The sequence below is a fragment of the Bacillus sp. M13(2017) genome, from assembly GCF_002218325.1.
In the GTDB taxonomy this organism is placed as follows: domain Bacteria; phylum Bacillota; class Bacilli; order Bacillales; family Bacillaceae_G; genus Bacillus_A; species Bacillus_A thuringiensis_K.
In genome coordinates, this window is sequence record NZ_KZ268500.1 from 73,264 (window position 1) to 87,046 (window position 13,783).

The following is a 13,783-nucleotide window of genomic DNA, read 5'->3' on the forward strand; positions in this document are numbered from 1 at the left end:
ATATAAGTTGTAGACAGACTTTATAAAGCAGAATTTAATACAAACATTTCCCTCTACTTTTTGTATCTAACAATCATATAACAATAAATAATTCTGTTTTATAGTGTCTGTTTTTGAAAGTTGTCTTTTTTGAAGGCACCTTTTTTTATTAGTATAGATAGTTTTCACTGTTAGCATAGTGTAAACTATCTATACTAAACATTAGCAATCTTCCGTATAAACATTATCAATTTACTATATATTCCAGTGGTGTTAATCTACATATGAAAGGCTTTCTTTTTCAAAATATTACCCCTAATAAAATTTTGAAGAAGTCAACTGTCTCCAAACTTGTCTTTATGCTTAAAGAAAAAGCACTCAAATTGAGTGCTTTTTCTTATTAAAACATGCTATTTTTCTAGGCGATTTTCATAAAATAAAAGTAAAGAAATGAAAGTGGGTGACAAAATGCCGGCAGTTGTGGAAGGTGTTATTATTGAAAATTGCAATGGAACAATTAATGTAGGTGACAAATATAACGTACAGCCGATTGAAAAGACGAAGGCTTATAATGGATCGGGATCATCAAATACAGGAATGAAAGTACAAACATTTAGCGGGATTAGTACAGCTGATGTATGGGATAATGATGCGAATGATCAGGGAATACAGTTTACTTTATAGTGTGATATGCAAAGTTGCATAAAATGATGAACTTGTCCTGTGCTACAATCTAGCTGTGAGCTGTTAATGATTCTTCTGTAGTATAGTTGTTAGATTAGAAATATAACATCTTATCGAAAATCATACGTATAAAAAAGACACTTCAAATGAAGTGTCTTTTTTTTACCTTAGTGATACCCTTTAGCAGAGTCTTTATGAATTTTATTTTTAAAGATACTGTAGCTCCAAAGCTGATATCCAATAACGATTGGTACCATGACCATTGCAACGAAGAACATAATTTTTAAGTTTAATTGACTACCAGCTGCGTTGTATAACGTTGTACTGTATGCATCGTTAATACGAGATGGTAACATTCTTGGGAACATACCTGCAAAGCCAGTTGTCATAAACATTGCGATTGTTAGGCAAATGAATGTGAATGCAAGGCCAATTTTATGTTTGTACACCATAATAAGTGCGAGTACACTCATTAACATTGCAAGTACTGGAAGAATGAATAGTACCGGATATTCCGTAAAGTTTTGGAATAAGTTTGTCCGATTAGCAGTTGCTACATAGAAGATAGCTAAAATGATAGCAGCTGCCATTGAAAACGGTCTTGCGATTTTATAAGCACGATCAGATACTTCACCAGTCGTTTTAATCATGACCCAAAGGGCACCGGATACGACAAATATAGCAGTGAAGAAAAGACCACCTAATATACCGTAATGGTTTAATAAGCTAAGCAAATTTCCTTCATAGCCATTTTTTCCGATTTGTAGTCCATAATACAAGTTAGCGAATGTAACACCGAATAAGAAGGCGATTAGGAAACTGCCAATTGCAAATGCCCATTTACAAGTTTTTTGCCAAATTGGTGAATCATCTTTATGCATGAATTCTAGTCCAGCGGCACGAGCAAACAGTGCAAGTAATACTAAGAATAATGGTGTATATAAATAGCTAAACATATTAGCATATGTGACTGGGAAGGCAGCAAATGTTGCGCCACCAGCTGTAATCAACCATACTTCATTACCGCCCCAGAACGGGCCAATTGCTTCTTGTAATTGATTTCGTTCTTGTCGGTCTTTCGTAACGAAGGGAAAAATCATTCCGTTACCAAGTGCATACCCGTCAAGAATGAAGTAAACTGTCCAAATCACGCCCCATAAACCGAACCAGATGATTGCAAGCATATCATGAGACATGGGCTACACCTCCCTCAGTAGCAGGTTCTTCTAATGCTGCAGGTCCTTTTTTCGCGAACTTCAGCATTAAGTATACGTCTGCGATTAAAAGTAAAGTGTAGAACAAAATTAAACTAATTAATGAGAACCAAATTTGTGGAACTGATATAGGCGATACAGATTCCGCTGTACGCATTAGTTTATATACTGTCCATGGTTGACGACCTACTTCAGCGACAATCCATCCTGCATTAATCGCAATATAAGGAAGTAAGACAGACCATATTGTAATTTTTAAATAGCGTTTTGAGTTTTCTAGTTTTCCTTTTCGGTTTAAATAGAAGCCGTACCAAGTTAATGCCATAAAGAACATACCAAGTGCAACCATTAAGCGGAAGCTATAATACACGAGGTTAACATTTGGACGTTCATCTTTCGGAATATCTTTTAAACCGACAATTTCGCCATCAAATGAGTTTGTATAGAAGAAGCTTCCGAGTTTTGGAATCGTAAGGAATTCCAAGTTCTTTTCATTTTTCACATCAGGAATTTGAACAATTGAGAAGCCTTGTCCTTTTCCAGTTTCCCAAACTGCTTCCATCGCAGCTCCTTTTGCGGGTTGATATTTAGCTGCTGATACACCAGATTGATGTCCCATAAACGGTGTAATTGTTGCGGCGAATAAGCCTAACATTAAACCAAACTTAAATGATTTTTTGAAGAATTCTACTTCATTTTTACGTAATAAGTGATAGGCACTAATTGCCATAACGAAGAAAGAACCTACGATATAACAACCAACTACAGTATGAAAGAACATATTCCAAGCGTATGGATTCGTAACGAGTGCCCAGAAATCATTTAATTCAGCGCGACCGTTACGTACTACATAGCCAACAGGGTTTTGCATAAAACCATTTGCTGTAATAATCCAAAGGGCGGAAATATTTGTTCCAAGTGCAACCATCCACATACAGAAGGCACGAAACTTTGGTGAAATTTTGTCTTTACCGAATAACCATATTCCCATGAAAGTAGATTCTAAGAAGAAGGCAACAAGTGCTTCGATTGCGAGAGGTGATCCGAAAATATCTCCCATATATTTGGAGTACTCAGACCAGTTTGTTCCAAATTGGAATTCCATCGTAATCCCGGTTATAATCCCCATTACGAAGTTAATTGTAAATAATTTACCCCAGAAATTTGCCATTTTGTGGTATGTTGGATTCAATGTGCGGGCGTATTGAGTCTCCATACATGCTACCAAAATAACAAGTCCAATTGTCAAAGGTACAAATAAAAAGTGATAAAAAATAGTAATTGCAAATTGAAAACGACTCAGTAACAGAACGTCGGACATAATAAATATTCACTCCTTTTTTACATTATCTACAATCAGTTTATAGTGAAAATACGTTTAAAGTATGTGAGACTTGTTACAAAGCTGTGTGTATATTTTGAAAGAATTATGTCGATTATCTGAAAACATCTTATTTTTACTATAAAGCGATATCCTTTTTGAGTTTTTCATATTTTGGTACACTATATAAGTAATGTAAATGAGAGAAAAGAGGGTAACTAACTGTTACGATTTATTTAACCAATTATAACTAAAGTTAATTAAATATATCAGTAAGCCCTGCTAGTCAAGTGATTGGCTAGTAGTGAGGGTTAACTGCGGGCAATCCCTAAAGCTGATTGAACTACAACGTGGCTAGAAATAGCGAGCGTGAATGTTGCGAAAGCAGAAAAAATCAATCAGATGGTGCAAGGTTAAATCCTAAACACTAGAACAATGGGTCTTCCGCATCGAATCATCTAAGTCAAAATGGATAAGATGAACGTTCAACGACTATCTCGTGTAACTGACGAGAGTACATCACAAGCCTATGGTGATGGAAAAATCCTCTATCTCTAAAGAGATAAACATATAGTCTGCGCTCATGTGAAAACATGAGAAGTTCATAAGAGAACTGGCTAAGGAATTGCGCCCTTAGTTGAACGAGATACATTTAATTAAATCTATCAAACCTCATTGAATATATCGAACGTATGTACTATGTTAGATTCAATGAGGTAAGAATAATAATGAAATTTTTACGAGTTAGTCAAGTATCAGAATTAACAGGTTTGCATCCGAGTAGTCTCAGGAGAATGCTGGTGGAACACGCTACTATTCAGAAGAACAAATCTTTCATTATCTGAAAGGTGAGTGCCTGAATAATCGCACAGTAAAGGAGTAGACTTCTGATGATATTGGCGAAGAAAGTTAGACTAATCCCAACGCCTGAACAAGAAAAAGTGCTTAGAAACCATGCTGGTGCTGCAAGATTTGCTTATAACTATTGTAAAAGAATGAGTGATAGATATTATAAGCTATTTGGAAAATCTGTTTCACAGTTAGTTTTACAGAAACGATTTACAAAGATCAAGAAGCGAAAGAGATATGAGTGGTTAAATGACATCAATGCACAAGTTCCCAAACAGGCTTCAAAAGATTTTGATACGGCGAGAAAAAATTCGTTCAAAAAGTACAAAAATGGTTATCACACTTCTTATAAATCCAAAAAAGATTTAATCCAAGGATTTTATGCCAATTATGAAAGACTAATTATAGGAAAGAAAGTAGTTCATATTCAGTCTATTGGAGAAGTGAAAACAAGCCAACAACTACCAAGAAACAAAAAACCATCCAATCCAAGAGTTACCTTTGACGGTCGTCACTGGTGGATTAGTGTAGGGTTCCAAGAAGACTTTGAATCACAAGAACTAACCGATGAGTCGATTGGTGTGGATGTTGGTTTAAAAGAGCTGTTTGTAGCTTCTAATGGTACGAAAGAACGAAATATAAACAAAGATGCCAAGGTTAAAAAACTTTTGAAAAGGAAAAAGTCAGCGCAAAGAGATATGTCTAGGAGATTTAAAAAAGGTGTAAAAATTCAATCTACCGGATATGAAAAAGCGAAAGCTGAGCACCTGCGGTTATCTAGGAAAATTACGAATATCCGAAATAACCATATCCATCAAGCAACAGCTAAATTGGTGAAAACCAAACCAATGAGGATTGTTGTGGAAGACTTATCTATTTCAAACCTGTTAAAAAACAAAAAACTATCGAAAGCATTTTCATTTCAAAAATTACACTTCTTCTTTCAATGTTTATCATACAAGTGTGAGAAGTACGGCATTGAGTATGTAAAAGCTGATAAATGGTTCGCTTCAAGTAAGATTTGCTCATATTGCGGCGTAAAATACGACCATTCAGTTCAACCAGAAGGACAGTGGAGTTTAAAGATTCGTGAATGGTGTTGTGCTTCATGCAATAGCCATCACGATAGGGATGTAAATGCGTCGATAAATTTATCAAGATGGGTAAAATAAATGCTTGATAATAGGAGGTAACGATACTGCCTCGTGTGGAGTGTTATACCCCTCGTCCCTTTGGGGCTGCGAGAACACGATGAAGCACAAACTTGTGTAAATTTGATTGAATTGTATAGATTTAGTTAAGTTTATCGTATCGGTTCTTTACTATGAAGTCATTAGAAGAGATTTTACAATACAATGAAAAATTTGTTGAAGAGAAAAGATACGAAGAGTATGAAACGGGAAAATTCCCGAATAAAAAAATGGTAATTATCTCTTGTATGGATACTCGTCTTGTTGAATTATTACCAAAAGCAATGAATATGCGTAACGGTGATGTGAAAATTATTAAAGTAGCAGGAGCTGTTATCTCACATCCATTCGGAAGTATTATGCGTAGTATTTTAGTTGCTGTATATGAACTTGGTGCTGATGAAGTTTGTGTAGTTGGTCACCACGATTGCGGTATGGCAAAAATTCAGGCAAGCAGTACAATTGAGAAGATGAAAGAGCGCGGTATAACAAATGAGAAATTAGATACACTCCGTTATTCTGGAATCGATTTAGAAAGATTCCTACAAGGGTTCTCTAGTGTAGAAGAAAGTGTAGAACATAGTGTATCAATACTTCGCAACCATCCATTACTTCCAGAAGAAGTACCTGTTCACGGTCTTGTTATAGATCCTGATACAGGAAAATTAGATTTAGTTGTGAATGGTTACGACAATTAAGAATTTACTTTGTCATCCTTTTTATCTGGGACAGGATCAAATCCTCCCGGGTGGAAAGGGTGACATTTTAATATACGCTTACAAGTAAGCCAAAAGCCTTTGAATGCACCATGTTTTTGGAACGCCTCTAATCCGTAATGAGAACAAGTCGGATAAAAACGGCATGTTGGTGGTGTCATCGGAGAAATGAACTTTTGATAAAAGCGTATAATCCCAATAAAAATCTGTTTCATAACGGTCTCCTTTTCAGCATATTCTTAAAGTATTATAGCACGACTGTACATAATACTTTACTAATGTGCATTTCCGTTATATCATATTGGATATAACGGAATTAAATTAAAAGCGGGAGAGATGTTGTATGCCATCAGTAGAAAGCTTTGAATTAGATCATACGATTGTAAAGGCACCTTATGTAAGACATTGCGGAGTTCACAATGTAGGTAGTGACGGTATTGTAAATAAATTTGATATTCGTTTCTGCCAACCGAATAAACAAGCAATGAAACCAGATGTTATTCATACGTTAGAGCATTTATTAGCATTTAATTTACGTAAATATATTGATCGTTATCCGCACTTTGATATTATCGATATTTCACCGATGGGCTGCCAAACAGGATATTATCTTGTAGTAAGCGGAACACCGACAGTACGAGAAATTATTGATTTATTAGAACTAACATTAAAAGATGCGGTTCAAATTACAGAAATTCCAGCTGCAAATGAAACACAATGTGGTCAAGCGAAGCTTCACGACTTAGAAGGAGCACAACGCTTAATGAACTTCTGGTTAAGCCAAGATAAAGATGAACTTGAGAAAGTGTTTGGATAAAGAAAAACTGCCTGTTAAAGGGCAGTTTTTTTATTTGTAAAAGAGAAAAGTACAGATTTTATAGAAAAACAATGAGTTTCACTTATGAGCATTTTTAAGAAATGAAAGGCAGTAGGTGAACATATTAATGAGAGCTCCTGTTTGAAAAACAGGAGTTTTTTGTGTGAATGGAGTATTGACTTTAACGTATACGTCAAAGTTTATAGTGAAGATAAATAAGGCGTGAGGAGGAAACGATGGATAAGTATAGCATTGGTGAAATTTCAAAAGAAACGAATGTAACGACGAGAACACTTAGATATTATGAGGAAATTGGATTATTAAAACCGTCGTACGTTGCTGAGTCAGGATATCGTTACTATTCAAAAGATGATGTAATTACATTGCAACAAATAACAACGTTTAAAAAGCTTGGTTTTAAGCTTTCGGAAATAAAAAAAGTGTTAAAAGAGGAAAAGGGGAATTCAGAAGAAAGATGGAAAAGTGCAATTCAAAATGAAATTCAAACAATACAAGCGGAAGTAAAAAGATTAAAGGACTTAGAAAAACTATTATATACAGCATTTCATTCCATTGAATTAACAGGAGAGCTTAAAACAGAAGATTTAATGTTATTCATAAAATCAGTACAGGGAATTGAGCAGAGAGAAAATTTCCGACAAAAATATTTTACGGAGGAAGAACAGAAGGTTATAGAGGATTTACCAACACTTGAAGAAAACGATGAAAGAACAAAAGAATGGTTACAAGTATTAAGAGAAATTCGTCAGCGTATAAATGAACCAGTAGATTCACCGGAAATTCAAATGTTAGCGGAAAGGGTAGTGGCTTTTTCAATGCACGTATTTCATGAAGATGAACAATTAATAAATAAGTATTGGGATTTAATTAAACCTGAAGAGGGAGAGATTGCAAGAGTATACGGACTTGATTTAGAAACGATGAATTATATAGAAAAGATGATAGATTGTTATTTAAAAAAGGAGGAGGGTAAATGACTGGCGCGGGAAAAGAGAAGCTATATGGAATTAAGCATGCGCGGATGGAGAGGCAATATTTTTATAAGCATCTGGGGATTTTCATTTTTGCACAGCTTCTATTTATTTTTATAGTAGGGCTTGTACCAGCTCAAGAGTTGCCAAGCGGTTCCTATTTCCTTCATATGAAAGAGTGGATTTTAAATAAACAAATTGGATTTTATAAAAATGAAACGATTAATACGATTACAAGTGTCTGGACATCAGTGCTTATTATTCATTTTATATGGGCGATGTCTTACATTCTTTTTCCGAAAAAGAAGCGTAATTCTTCGAAACAAGAAACAAGAGAAGAGATAAAAGAAGAAGTGAAAAAGAAAAAGGAGATTAGCATAAATAGGGCGTGGATGTATTTAGTATTTGGGGGCTTAATTGAAATATATTGGGCGACAGGATTAAAAACAAATTCAATGAGTATTTTGACACTCATTGCAATTTTAGTGAGCTTTCAACTACTAATTGAAGCAACTAAAAAAATTCCAATTGGTACGGCATATGCAGTATTTACTGGGATTGGTACAGTTGGAACGATATTGGTAGATATTTTATATTTCAAAGAACCATTTTCGCTCATCAAAATTTTCCTCGTTTGCTTATTGGCACTATTTATTATCGGATTGAAATTTAGTGGGAATAAGGAAGAGGTGAAATAAAGTGGCATGGATCTATTTAATTATAGCTGGGCTCTTTGAAATTGTCGGTGTAATTGGGATAAAGAAAGTAGCAAAAAATAATAGTTGGACGAATAATATTATTTTAATAGGTGGTTTTATTATTAGTTTTCAATTTTTAACGATGGCGCTTCAAGAAATTCAGTTATCGATCGCATATGCAGTTTGGACTGGAATCGGAACGCTCGGGGCAGCAGTTGTCGGTATTTTATTTTTTCAAGAACCTAAAAACGCTTTTCGGATTATTTGTATTGTTGGGATTATGGGGACGATTATTGGATTGAAAGTAGTGAGTTAAAGAAGAGCACACAAGCTCTTCTTTTTTATGGAAGTATGTCAGAAATCTCAACGAAGAAAGTGATTATCCCAACTATAAAACAAAAGATAGCTTTCGATTTTTGCTTTTGTTGTATTTCAGCAACTCCCGAAAGAATAAATGTGATGCTTAAAAGGATAAATACATAAGAGAAAAGAATAGAAATTCGTGTAAAAAGACTAAAAAAAGCAAGAATAAAAGCAATAGCAGATAGTAAGATTCGAAGGTTTGTTAGCATAGTATCCTCCAATTTATTAACTGTTTAAAAAATCCAAATTAGTGAGAGGTAATGGTCAGTAGGTGATTGGAAATTACATGTTATCTTTAGTGAAAGTAGTTCGATATTACAATGAAGAGCATAAGACTAGAAACGAAAAAATGCGAGATACCCATTGATTTTCTTCCGGATTTCAGTTCATTAATTCCTAGAAGAATAAAGAAACAACTGAGAGCAAATTGCATGTATGGGAGAAGTGTGAAGTTGTCGGTAGCAAGAGAATAAGTGCAAAGAGAGAGTGTGAGAAGCATGAAAAAATAGCGTAATCCAGTTAGCATTGTATACCTCCTTTAAAGAGACTATTTATCGAAATATTTCTGAGAAGCCAAGAAATAAAGCACCAGCTCCTGCTAACAGAGCAAGTATACTACCACCTTTTTGCTGTTTTAAGATTTCCTCTATACTAATAACGAAAGCCATCATCCCTAAAAAGATGAACATATAAGGCATAATTTCTCTATTACTAGAAAAGAAACTATAGATTGCTATACATAAAGCAATAAGTGATAAAGTAATCCGTACTCCTTTTAGCATGCATGTACCTCCTTTTATTTTATATAGCTAATGATGAGAACAATCCAAATGAAAGCACCGGAAATAATACAAATAAGCCCAGTTGCTGCCTCCTTTTTCTTTATTTGTTCAAATGCGATGAGAAACATTAAAGCCCCTAATAGAAATTGTGAAAGAGGTAGAAAATTATTTTGACCTGTATATAATCCAATTGCCGACATAACGAACACAGTGAGTGCGATTGTGATGCGGAGTATACGAAGCATATTAGGAATTCTCCTTATTCTTTTTTGTATAAGGATTATCTTCTAGTTTATCAACGGAATGTTTATAAGCATAGCCTTTATTAATTGTCATGATGGAGAGTACGAGGATGATTAGGACGATGATAATACCGATAATTAATATTTTGAACATAAAACCCCTCCTTTTCTTTATTTTACATAATTTTGTAATTGATGAAAACAATAGAAAATAAAAGGATGAAAGAAGGGTGTTACATGGAAACGAAAAAAACATATTATATATCAATAGGAAATGGTCAAATTTCACAAGTGAAGACGGCGGATACGTATAATTTTGAAATTTATGCAAATGATGAGGAAATTACGGAATTAAGAGAGCGCTTCGATCAAGCATATGTAGAAGATTTAGGTTCATTTGTACGCTCTCACGTTCCATTTGTTGAGTATCATCACGATTCAAATAATGACCGATATGATGAACAACTACAAAAAGCATATAGAATGATTTACGATTTAGGAAATCATGAGACGAAAGAATTAGTCGCGCAAATGGGAATAATCAATGGATTGTAATTGGATAATATTATGCAGAAAAGCGAGAATATGCTACAATTTGTGGTAGGAAAAACTTGTAACCATCAATAGGGGAGTAATGGCATGTACAAATTTAAAGATTATTACCACAACACTGTACAATTATCGTTTGAACGTTATCCATTTTCTCCTGAGCCAAAGCATGTTTGGGTTGTATGCCGGTACGGGGATCAATGGTTATTAACGCATCATTTACGTCGCGGTCTTGAATTTCCAGGTGGTAAAGTAGAACTAGGGGAAACACCGGAAGAAGCGGCAGTTCGAGAGGTTCATGAAGAAACCGGCGGCATAGTTTCTGATTTAACTTACTTAGGACAATACAAAGTATCTGGAAAAGACAAAATAATCATTAAAAACATTTATTTTGCAACAATTAGTGCGGTAGAAGAACATACGCATTACGAAGAAACGAAAGGGTCTGTTTTATTAAAAGACATTCCTGACAACATTAAAACGAATAGAAAATTTAGCTTTATAATGCGCGATGACGTATTAGCGCGTACGATGAAACATATAGAAGAAATCGGCTGTTTTACGAAGTAAAGTAGCCGGTTTCTTTTTTTGTATGTAAGAATAAATGTAAATATATCTTTATATTATTTTGGGTATATTATACAATTTTGTAAAGATATATTTACATTTTAGGAGGGGGAAGATGGATAAAAGAAAAGAAACGACTGTTACTGTTTCGATGGTTAAATTAAACTTTTCTTTATTTTTTATAATAATTGCTTTGGCGTTTGGAATTGGTTATTTACATATATTTCTTTCAGGTGGGGTTCAAGTTGAAGTTACATTATTAACGATGTTTCTTTTTATTATAGCAATAATTGTTCTCGTTTGTATTCATGAAGCGATACATTTAATTGGCTTTCGCTATATCGGAGGTGTTCCGTGGAGTGAACTAAAATGGGGCGTTAATTGGAAATTAGGTGTTGCATATGCTCATTCTAAACAGGCGGTTACAGTAAAGCAAATGAAGAAAGTGTTAATGCTTCCATTTTTACCAACTGGAATTTTGCCAATTGTATTGGGATTAGCTATGAATCTGGAGCTACTCTCATTTTTAGGAATTCTACTAACAGCAGGTTGTATCGGTGACATTGCCTTATATCAAAAAGTTTCAAAGTTTCCAGATGATGCGCTAGTAAAAGATCATCCGAGTAAACCACAGTTTACAGTGTATGAATAATAATAGAAGGCGTTTTTGAACAACACCTCCTATTATTATTTTTATTTTTTTTCAGTAAATCGATATGTTGTGAAAATCATTGATATAATTTAATTACTATTATTGTGTTTTTATCCCGTTATTTGTCCGTAAAAGCCCGATTGGTGAGGGCTGATTAAAGTTTCACTTTATCTCCACTTCTAAAAACGAAAGCACCTCCAACAAATCATCTACGATACGTGAATGCTTAAAATCACCCCAAAACGAATCTTTTTTCCAAACACCAAGAATCCCTACTTGTTCAGAACCAAGCACATCGTTTTCTGGATGATCTCCAACATAAAGACATTCTTCTGCCTTAACATCTAGTCTTTGCAAAGCACGTTCGAAAATTTCAGGATGAGGTTTTTTAATTCCTTGAGCTTCTGAAACGAGAATGGTGTTTGCATACGTATGTATATGTAGTGCTCGAAGGTTGCTCATCTGAAAATCAGTAAAACCGTTTGTAATAATACCAATTTTAATGTCTCGCTGTTTTAACTGTTGAAGTAGTTCATGCGTGTTTTTGAAAGGAATACAATGATGTTGGAAGTTTGTAATGTAGTCGTGCAGCAGTTGCTCGTGCGTTAAAGTAGTAATGTTATATTCGGAAAGGAGAGTAGCATATACTTTATCTTTCCACGTATAGCCATTATTATCGAGTTCGAGAAATCTAGAACAATACTTTGATTTCTCTATACTCATCAAATGTGAGGAGAAGCGATTATATTGCTCACAAATAAATTGTTCTAAAGATTGGCGCCGATCTAATAGTGTTCCATCTAAGTCGAATAAGATTGCACGAATCATGAGAAGCCTCCTTGCAGTTTTTATAATTAATTATCGCATATTCGCAAAAAAATGATTATGATATTTTGTAGAATGGAGTAATGGGGGATTGTATGAAGGAACTATATGGCAAGTTAGTATGTTGTATTATAGCAAGCAGTTTAGTTGCAGGATGCGATAGTGCTCTCGAGGTTACGAAAGAAAAAGAAATTTGTAAAACAGAAGAAGAGTGCAAGCAAATAGGAGATAAAACATTACAAAAAGTGTATAAAAAGATAGAGGGACTTTCAGAACTTGAAAAAGTAGAGGATTATGACATAGAAGAGTATGAAAGTATGAATATGAAAGAGGCGGAACAGAAAAAAGAAGAGGATGATAATTACTTTTTTTTAGCTTCTTATTATATCGATGATGATGAAATTGTAGATCCTTATTTTGAGAAATTAGATCGTAAAAGATTGAATAAAGCTTTTGCAGATGACGAAGAAGCAAAAGATGATTTGTTAAGCCAGCGGCAAGATAGAGAGTATCATGAAACTTTATGGGACATGTATCGCACTCTCATTCCAGTGAAATATCGTGAGAATATAACAGGGTTTGATCTAATAACGGATGGTTATGACGGCGTTGTTGCTCATGTCATGCCAAGTATGGATGACCCGAGAGATTGGGTGCTTAGTTTAGACGTGCTTGATTCTGGGGTGAATATAGATGAAGTGATGAAAACATTAATTCATGAAACGGCTCACGTATTAACGATTGGACATAAACAAGTACCAGTGGATAGAAAGTATTTAGAGGCGTTTGATGAAGAGAAAGACATTTCATCATATCGAAATAAATGTAAAACGCTGTTCGTGAAAAATGGATGTGTGAGAAAAAGTTCGTATATTAACCAATTTTATAATGAATTTTGGAAACCAATTGAGCAAGAGTGGACAGAAAAGAAAGTAGAAGAAAGTGAAGAGGCACAAGTTGAATTTTATAAAGAAAAGCATGATGATTTTGTATCGCTGTATGGAACAACAAATGTAACGGAAGATATCGCAGATACATTTACAGCGTTCATTTTACAAGATTCAAAAAAGGTGAAAGAAGGTACAGAGTTAAAATATAAGAAAATTGCTTTCTTCTATCAGTTTCCTGAACTTGTAAAAATGAGAGCGGAAGTGCTGTCAGGATTAGATGATGTTTCGAAAACGATAGAACAACAAAGTGGAGATTAATGTGAGTTATGTGTTCGATATAGTTTCGTTAAAGCAAAACGCAAAGAATTAAAAATTCTTTGCGTTTTTTCTTATGTTGATGAAATTGAAAATTCTGTATTTTTTATTTAAAAGAAGAAGGAACTGGCGGTATAA

General features: G+C 34.4%; 19 protein-coding genes. 11 read left to right on the forward strand and 8 right to left on the reverse strand.

Features of this window, described 5'->3' with window-relative positions:
- The first annotated feature begins 429 nt into the window (after positions 1 to 429).
- Positions 430 to 663, forward strand: coding sequence for a spore germination protein (locus tag CGQ22_RS00490; protein WP_002001299.1), 234 nt, complete (start codon positions 430 to 432; stop codon positions 661 to 663).
- Positions 664 to 830: 167 nt separating this feature from the next.
- Here CGQ22_RS00490 and cydB read toward each other — a convergent pair whose 3' ends face one another.
- Positions 831 to 1,859, reverse strand: coding sequence for a cytochrome d ubiquinol oxidase subunit II (gene cydB, locus CGQ22_RS00495; RefSeq protein WP_000017660.1), 1,029 nt, complete (start codon positions 1,857 to 1,859; stop codon positions 831 to 833).
- Positions 1,849 to 3,198 (reverse strand): cytochrome ubiquinol oxidase subunit I, encoded by a 1,350-nt coding sequence (cydA, locus tag CGQ22_RS00500; protein WP_089148188.1) that lies wholly within the window; start codon positions 3,196 to 3,198, stop codon positions 1,849 to 1,851. Before cydA ends, cydB begins: the two co-directional genes overlap by 11 nt.
- Positions 3,199 to 4,088: 890 nt before the next feature.
- Here cydA and CGQ22_RS00505 point away from each other — a divergent pair.
- Both CGQ22_RS00505 and CGQ22_RS00510 read left to right on the forward strand, forming a co-directional pair.
- A complete protein-coding gene (locus CGQ22_RS00505; RefSeq protein WP_089148189.1) occupies positions 4,089 to 5,219 on the forward strand; it encodes an RNA-guided endonuclease InsQ/TnpB family protein in 1,131 nt (376 codons plus the stop codon).
- A gap of 152 nt (positions 5,220 to 5,371) precedes the next feature.
- On the forward strand, positions 5,372 to 5,935 hold the full coding sequence (locus CGQ22_RS00510) for a beta-class carbonic anhydrase (RefSeq protein ID WP_000838173.1): 564 nt from the start codon (positions 5,372 to 5,374) through the stop codon (positions 5,933 to 5,935).
- Here CGQ22_RS00510 and yidD read toward each other — a convergent pair.
- Positions 5,932 to 6,168: a membrane protein insertion efficiency factor YidD gene (yidD, locus tag CGQ22_RS00515; RefSeq protein WP_000809330.1), complete on the reverse strand. Its 237-nt coding sequence runs from the start codon at positions 6,166 to 6,168 to the stop codon at positions 5,932 to 5,934. The two genes, CGQ22_RS00510 and yidD, sit on opposite strands and share 4 nt — an antisense overlap.
- Before the next feature lie 128 nt (positions 6,169 to 6,296).
- Between yidD and luxS the strand changes: the two genes are divergently transcribed.
- The 4 genes from luxS (at position 6,297) to CGQ22_RS00535 (ending at position 8,776) form a co-directional block, all read left to right on the forward strand.
- Positions 6,297 to 6,770 carry an S-ribosylhomocysteine lyase LuxS gene (gene luxS, locus CGQ22_RS00520; RefSeq protein ID WP_001141371.1) on the forward strand — a complete coding sequence of 158 codons (474 nt, stop codon included), beginning with the start codon at positions 6,297 to 6,299 and terminating at the stop codon, positions 6,768 to 6,770.
- Positions 6,771 to 7,006: 236 nt separating this feature from the next.
- Entirely contained in the window at positions 7,007 to 7,768 is a 762-nt protein-coding gene (locus tag CGQ22_RS00525) for a MerR family transcriptional regulator (RefSeq protein WP_000362242.1), read from the forward strand.
- Positions 7,765 to 8,460 carry a DMT family transporter gene (locus CGQ22_RS00530; RefSeq protein ID WP_089148190.1) on the forward strand — a complete coding sequence of 232 codons (696 nt, stop codon included), beginning with the start codon at positions 7,765 to 7,767 and terminating at the stop codon, positions 8,458 to 8,460. Before CGQ22_RS00525 ends, CGQ22_RS00530 begins: the two co-directional genes overlap by 4 nt.
- 1 nt (position 8,461) lies before the next feature.
- Positions 8,462 to 8,776, forward strand: a complete 315-nt coding sequence (locus CGQ22_RS00535) for a DMT family transporter (RefSeq protein WP_000312334.1) — start codon at positions 8,462 to 8,464, stop codon at positions 8,774 to 8,776.
- A 25-nt stretch (positions 8,777 to 8,801) separates the two neighbouring features.
- Here CGQ22_RS00535 and CGQ22_RS00540 read toward each other — a convergent pair whose 3' ends face one another.
- The 4 genes from CGQ22_RS00540 to ytzI form a co-directional block, all read right to left on the reverse strand.
- Complete coding sequence (locus CGQ22_RS00540) at positions 8,802 to 9,032, reverse strand: DUF3953 domain-containing protein (RefSeq protein ID WP_000957184.1); 231 nt, start codon at positions 9,030 to 9,032, stop codon at positions 8,802 to 8,804.
- A 342-nt stretch (positions 9,033 to 9,374) separates the two neighbouring features.
- Positions 9,375 to 9,605, reverse strand: coding sequence for a DUF3953 domain-containing protein (locus CGQ22_RS00550; RefSeq protein WP_000912055.1), 231 nt, complete (start codon positions 9,603 to 9,605; stop codon positions 9,375 to 9,377).
- A gap of 14 nt (positions 9,606 to 9,619) precedes the next feature.
- Positions 9,620 to 9,850: a DUF3953 domain-containing protein gene (locus CGQ22_RS00555; protein WP_000944462.1), complete on the reverse strand. Its 231-nt coding sequence runs from the start codon at positions 9,848 to 9,850 to the stop codon at positions 9,620 to 9,622.
- A 1-nt stretch (position 9,851) separates the two neighbouring features.
- Positions 9,852 to 10,001: a YtzI protein gene (gene ytzI / locus CGQ22_RS00560; RefSeq protein ID WP_000472791.1), complete on the reverse strand. Its 150-nt coding sequence runs from the start codon at positions 9,999 to 10,001 to the stop codon at positions 9,852 to 9,854.
- An 83-nt stretch (positions 10,002 to 10,084) separates the two neighbouring features.
- Between ytzI and CGQ22_RS00565 the strand changes: the two genes are divergently transcribed.
- From CGQ22_RS00565 to CGQ22_RS00575, 3 genes are all read left to right on the forward strand, one after another.
- On the forward strand, positions 10,085 to 10,402 hold the full coding sequence (locus tag CGQ22_RS00565) for a hydrolase (RefSeq protein ID WP_089148191.1): 318 nt from the start codon (positions 10,085 to 10,087) through the stop codon (positions 10,400 to 10,402).
- An 84-nt stretch (positions 10,403 to 10,486) separates the two neighbouring features.
- Positions 10,487 to 10,966 (forward strand): antimutator 8-oxo-(dGTP/GTP)ase, encoded by a 480-nt coding sequence (mutTA, locus tag CGQ22_RS00570; protein ID WP_000276385.1) that lies wholly within the window; start codon positions 10,487 to 10,489, stop codon positions 10,964 to 10,966.
- A 112-nt stretch (positions 10,967 to 11,078) separates the two neighbouring features.
- Entirely contained in the window at positions 11,079 to 11,615 is a 537-nt protein-coding gene (locus CGQ22_RS00575; RefSeq protein ID WP_089148192.1) for a DUF3267 domain-containing protein, read from the forward strand.
- Positions 11,616 to 11,777: 162 nt separating this feature from the next.
- On the opposite strand, the gene CGQ22_RS00580 is transcribed toward CGQ22_RS00575, so the two are convergent.
- Positions 11,778 to 12,443: an HAD family hydrolase gene (locus CGQ22_RS00580; RefSeq protein WP_089148193.1), complete on the reverse strand. Its 666-nt coding sequence runs from the start codon at positions 12,441 to 12,443 to the stop codon at positions 11,778 to 11,780.
- 92 nt (positions 12,444 to 12,535) lie between these two features.
- Here CGQ22_RS00580 and CGQ22_RS00585 point away from each other — a divergent pair, with 92 nt between their 5' ends.
- Positions 12,536 to 13,648, forward strand: a complete 1,113-nt coding sequence (locus tag CGQ22_RS00585) for a regulator of G-protein signaling domain-containing protein (protein ID WP_139032799.1) — start codon at positions 12,536 to 12,538, stop codon at positions 13,646 to 13,648.
- Positions 13,649 to 13,783 lie beyond the last annotated feature (135 nt).

Bases quoted from the DNA above. Each gene is read 5' to 3' on its own strand.
- yidD (WP_000809330.1), bottom strand. From the start codon at position 6,168: ATGAAACAGATTTTTATTGGGATTATACGCTTTTATCAAAAGTTCATT.
- cydB (WP_000017660.1), bottom strand. From the start codon at position 1,859: ATGTCTCATGATATGCTTGCAATCATCTGGTTCGGTTTATGGGGCGTG.
- CGQ22_RS00565 (WP_089148191.1), top strand. From the start codon at position 10,085: ATGGAAACGAAAAAAACATATTATATATCAATAGGAAATGGTCAAATT.
- CGQ22_RS00585 (WP_139032799.1), top strand. From the start codon at position 12,536: ATGAAGGAACTATATGGCAAGTTAGTATGTTGTATTATAGCAAGCAGT.
- mutTA (WP_000276385.1), top strand. From the start codon at position 10,487: ATGTACAAATTTAAAGATTATTACCACAACACTGTACAATTATCGTTT.
- CGQ22_RS00575 (WP_089148192.1), top strand. From the start codon at position 11,079: ATGGATAAAAGAAAAGAAACGACTGTTACTGTTTCGATGGTTAAATTA.
- cydA (WP_089148188.1), bottom strand. From the start codon at position 3,198: ATGTCCGACGTTCTGTTACTGAGTCGTTTTCAATTTGCAATTACTATT.
- CGQ22_RS00530 (WP_089148190.1), top strand. From the start codon at position 7,765: ATGACTGGCGCGGGAAAAGAGAAGCTATATGGAATTAAGCATGCGCGG.
- ytzI (WP_000472791.1), bottom strand. From the start codon at position 10,001: ATGTTCAAAATATTAATTATCGGTATTATCATCGTCCTAATCATCCTC.
- CGQ22_RS00505 (WP_089148189.1), top strand. From the start codon at position 4,089: ATGATATTGGCGAAGAAAGTTAGACTAATCCCAACGCCTGAACAAGAA.
- CGQ22_RS00490 (WP_002001299.1), top strand. From the start codon at position 430: ATGAAAGTGGGTGACAAAATGCCGGCAGTTGTGGAAGGTGTTATTATT.
- CGQ22_RS00510 (WP_000838173.1), top strand. From the start codon at position 5,372: ATGAAGTCATTAGAAGAGATTTTACAATACAATGAAAAATTTGTTGAA.
- CGQ22_RS00580 (WP_089148193.1), bottom strand. From the start codon at position 12,443: ATGATTCGTGCAATCTTATTCGACTTAGATGGAACACTATTAGATCGG.
- CGQ22_RS00550 (WP_000912055.1), bottom strand. From the start codon at position 9,605: ATGCTAAAAGGAGTACGGATTACTTTATCACTTATTGCTTTATGTATA.
- luxS (WP_001141371.1), top strand. From the start codon at position 6,297: ATGCCATCAGTAGAAAGCTTTGAATTAGATCATACGATTGTAAAGGCA.
- CGQ22_RS00540 (WP_000957184.1), bottom strand. From the start codon at position 9,032: ATGCTAACAAACCTTCGAATCTTACTATCTGCTATTGCTTTTATTCTT.
- CGQ22_RS00525 (WP_000362242.1), top strand. From the start codon at position 7,007: ATGGATAAGTATAGCATTGGTGAAATTTCAAAAGAAACGAATGTAACG.
- CGQ22_RS00555 (WP_000944462.1), bottom strand. From the start codon at position 9,850: ATGCTTCGTATACTCCGCATCACAATCGCACTCACTGTGTTCGTTATG.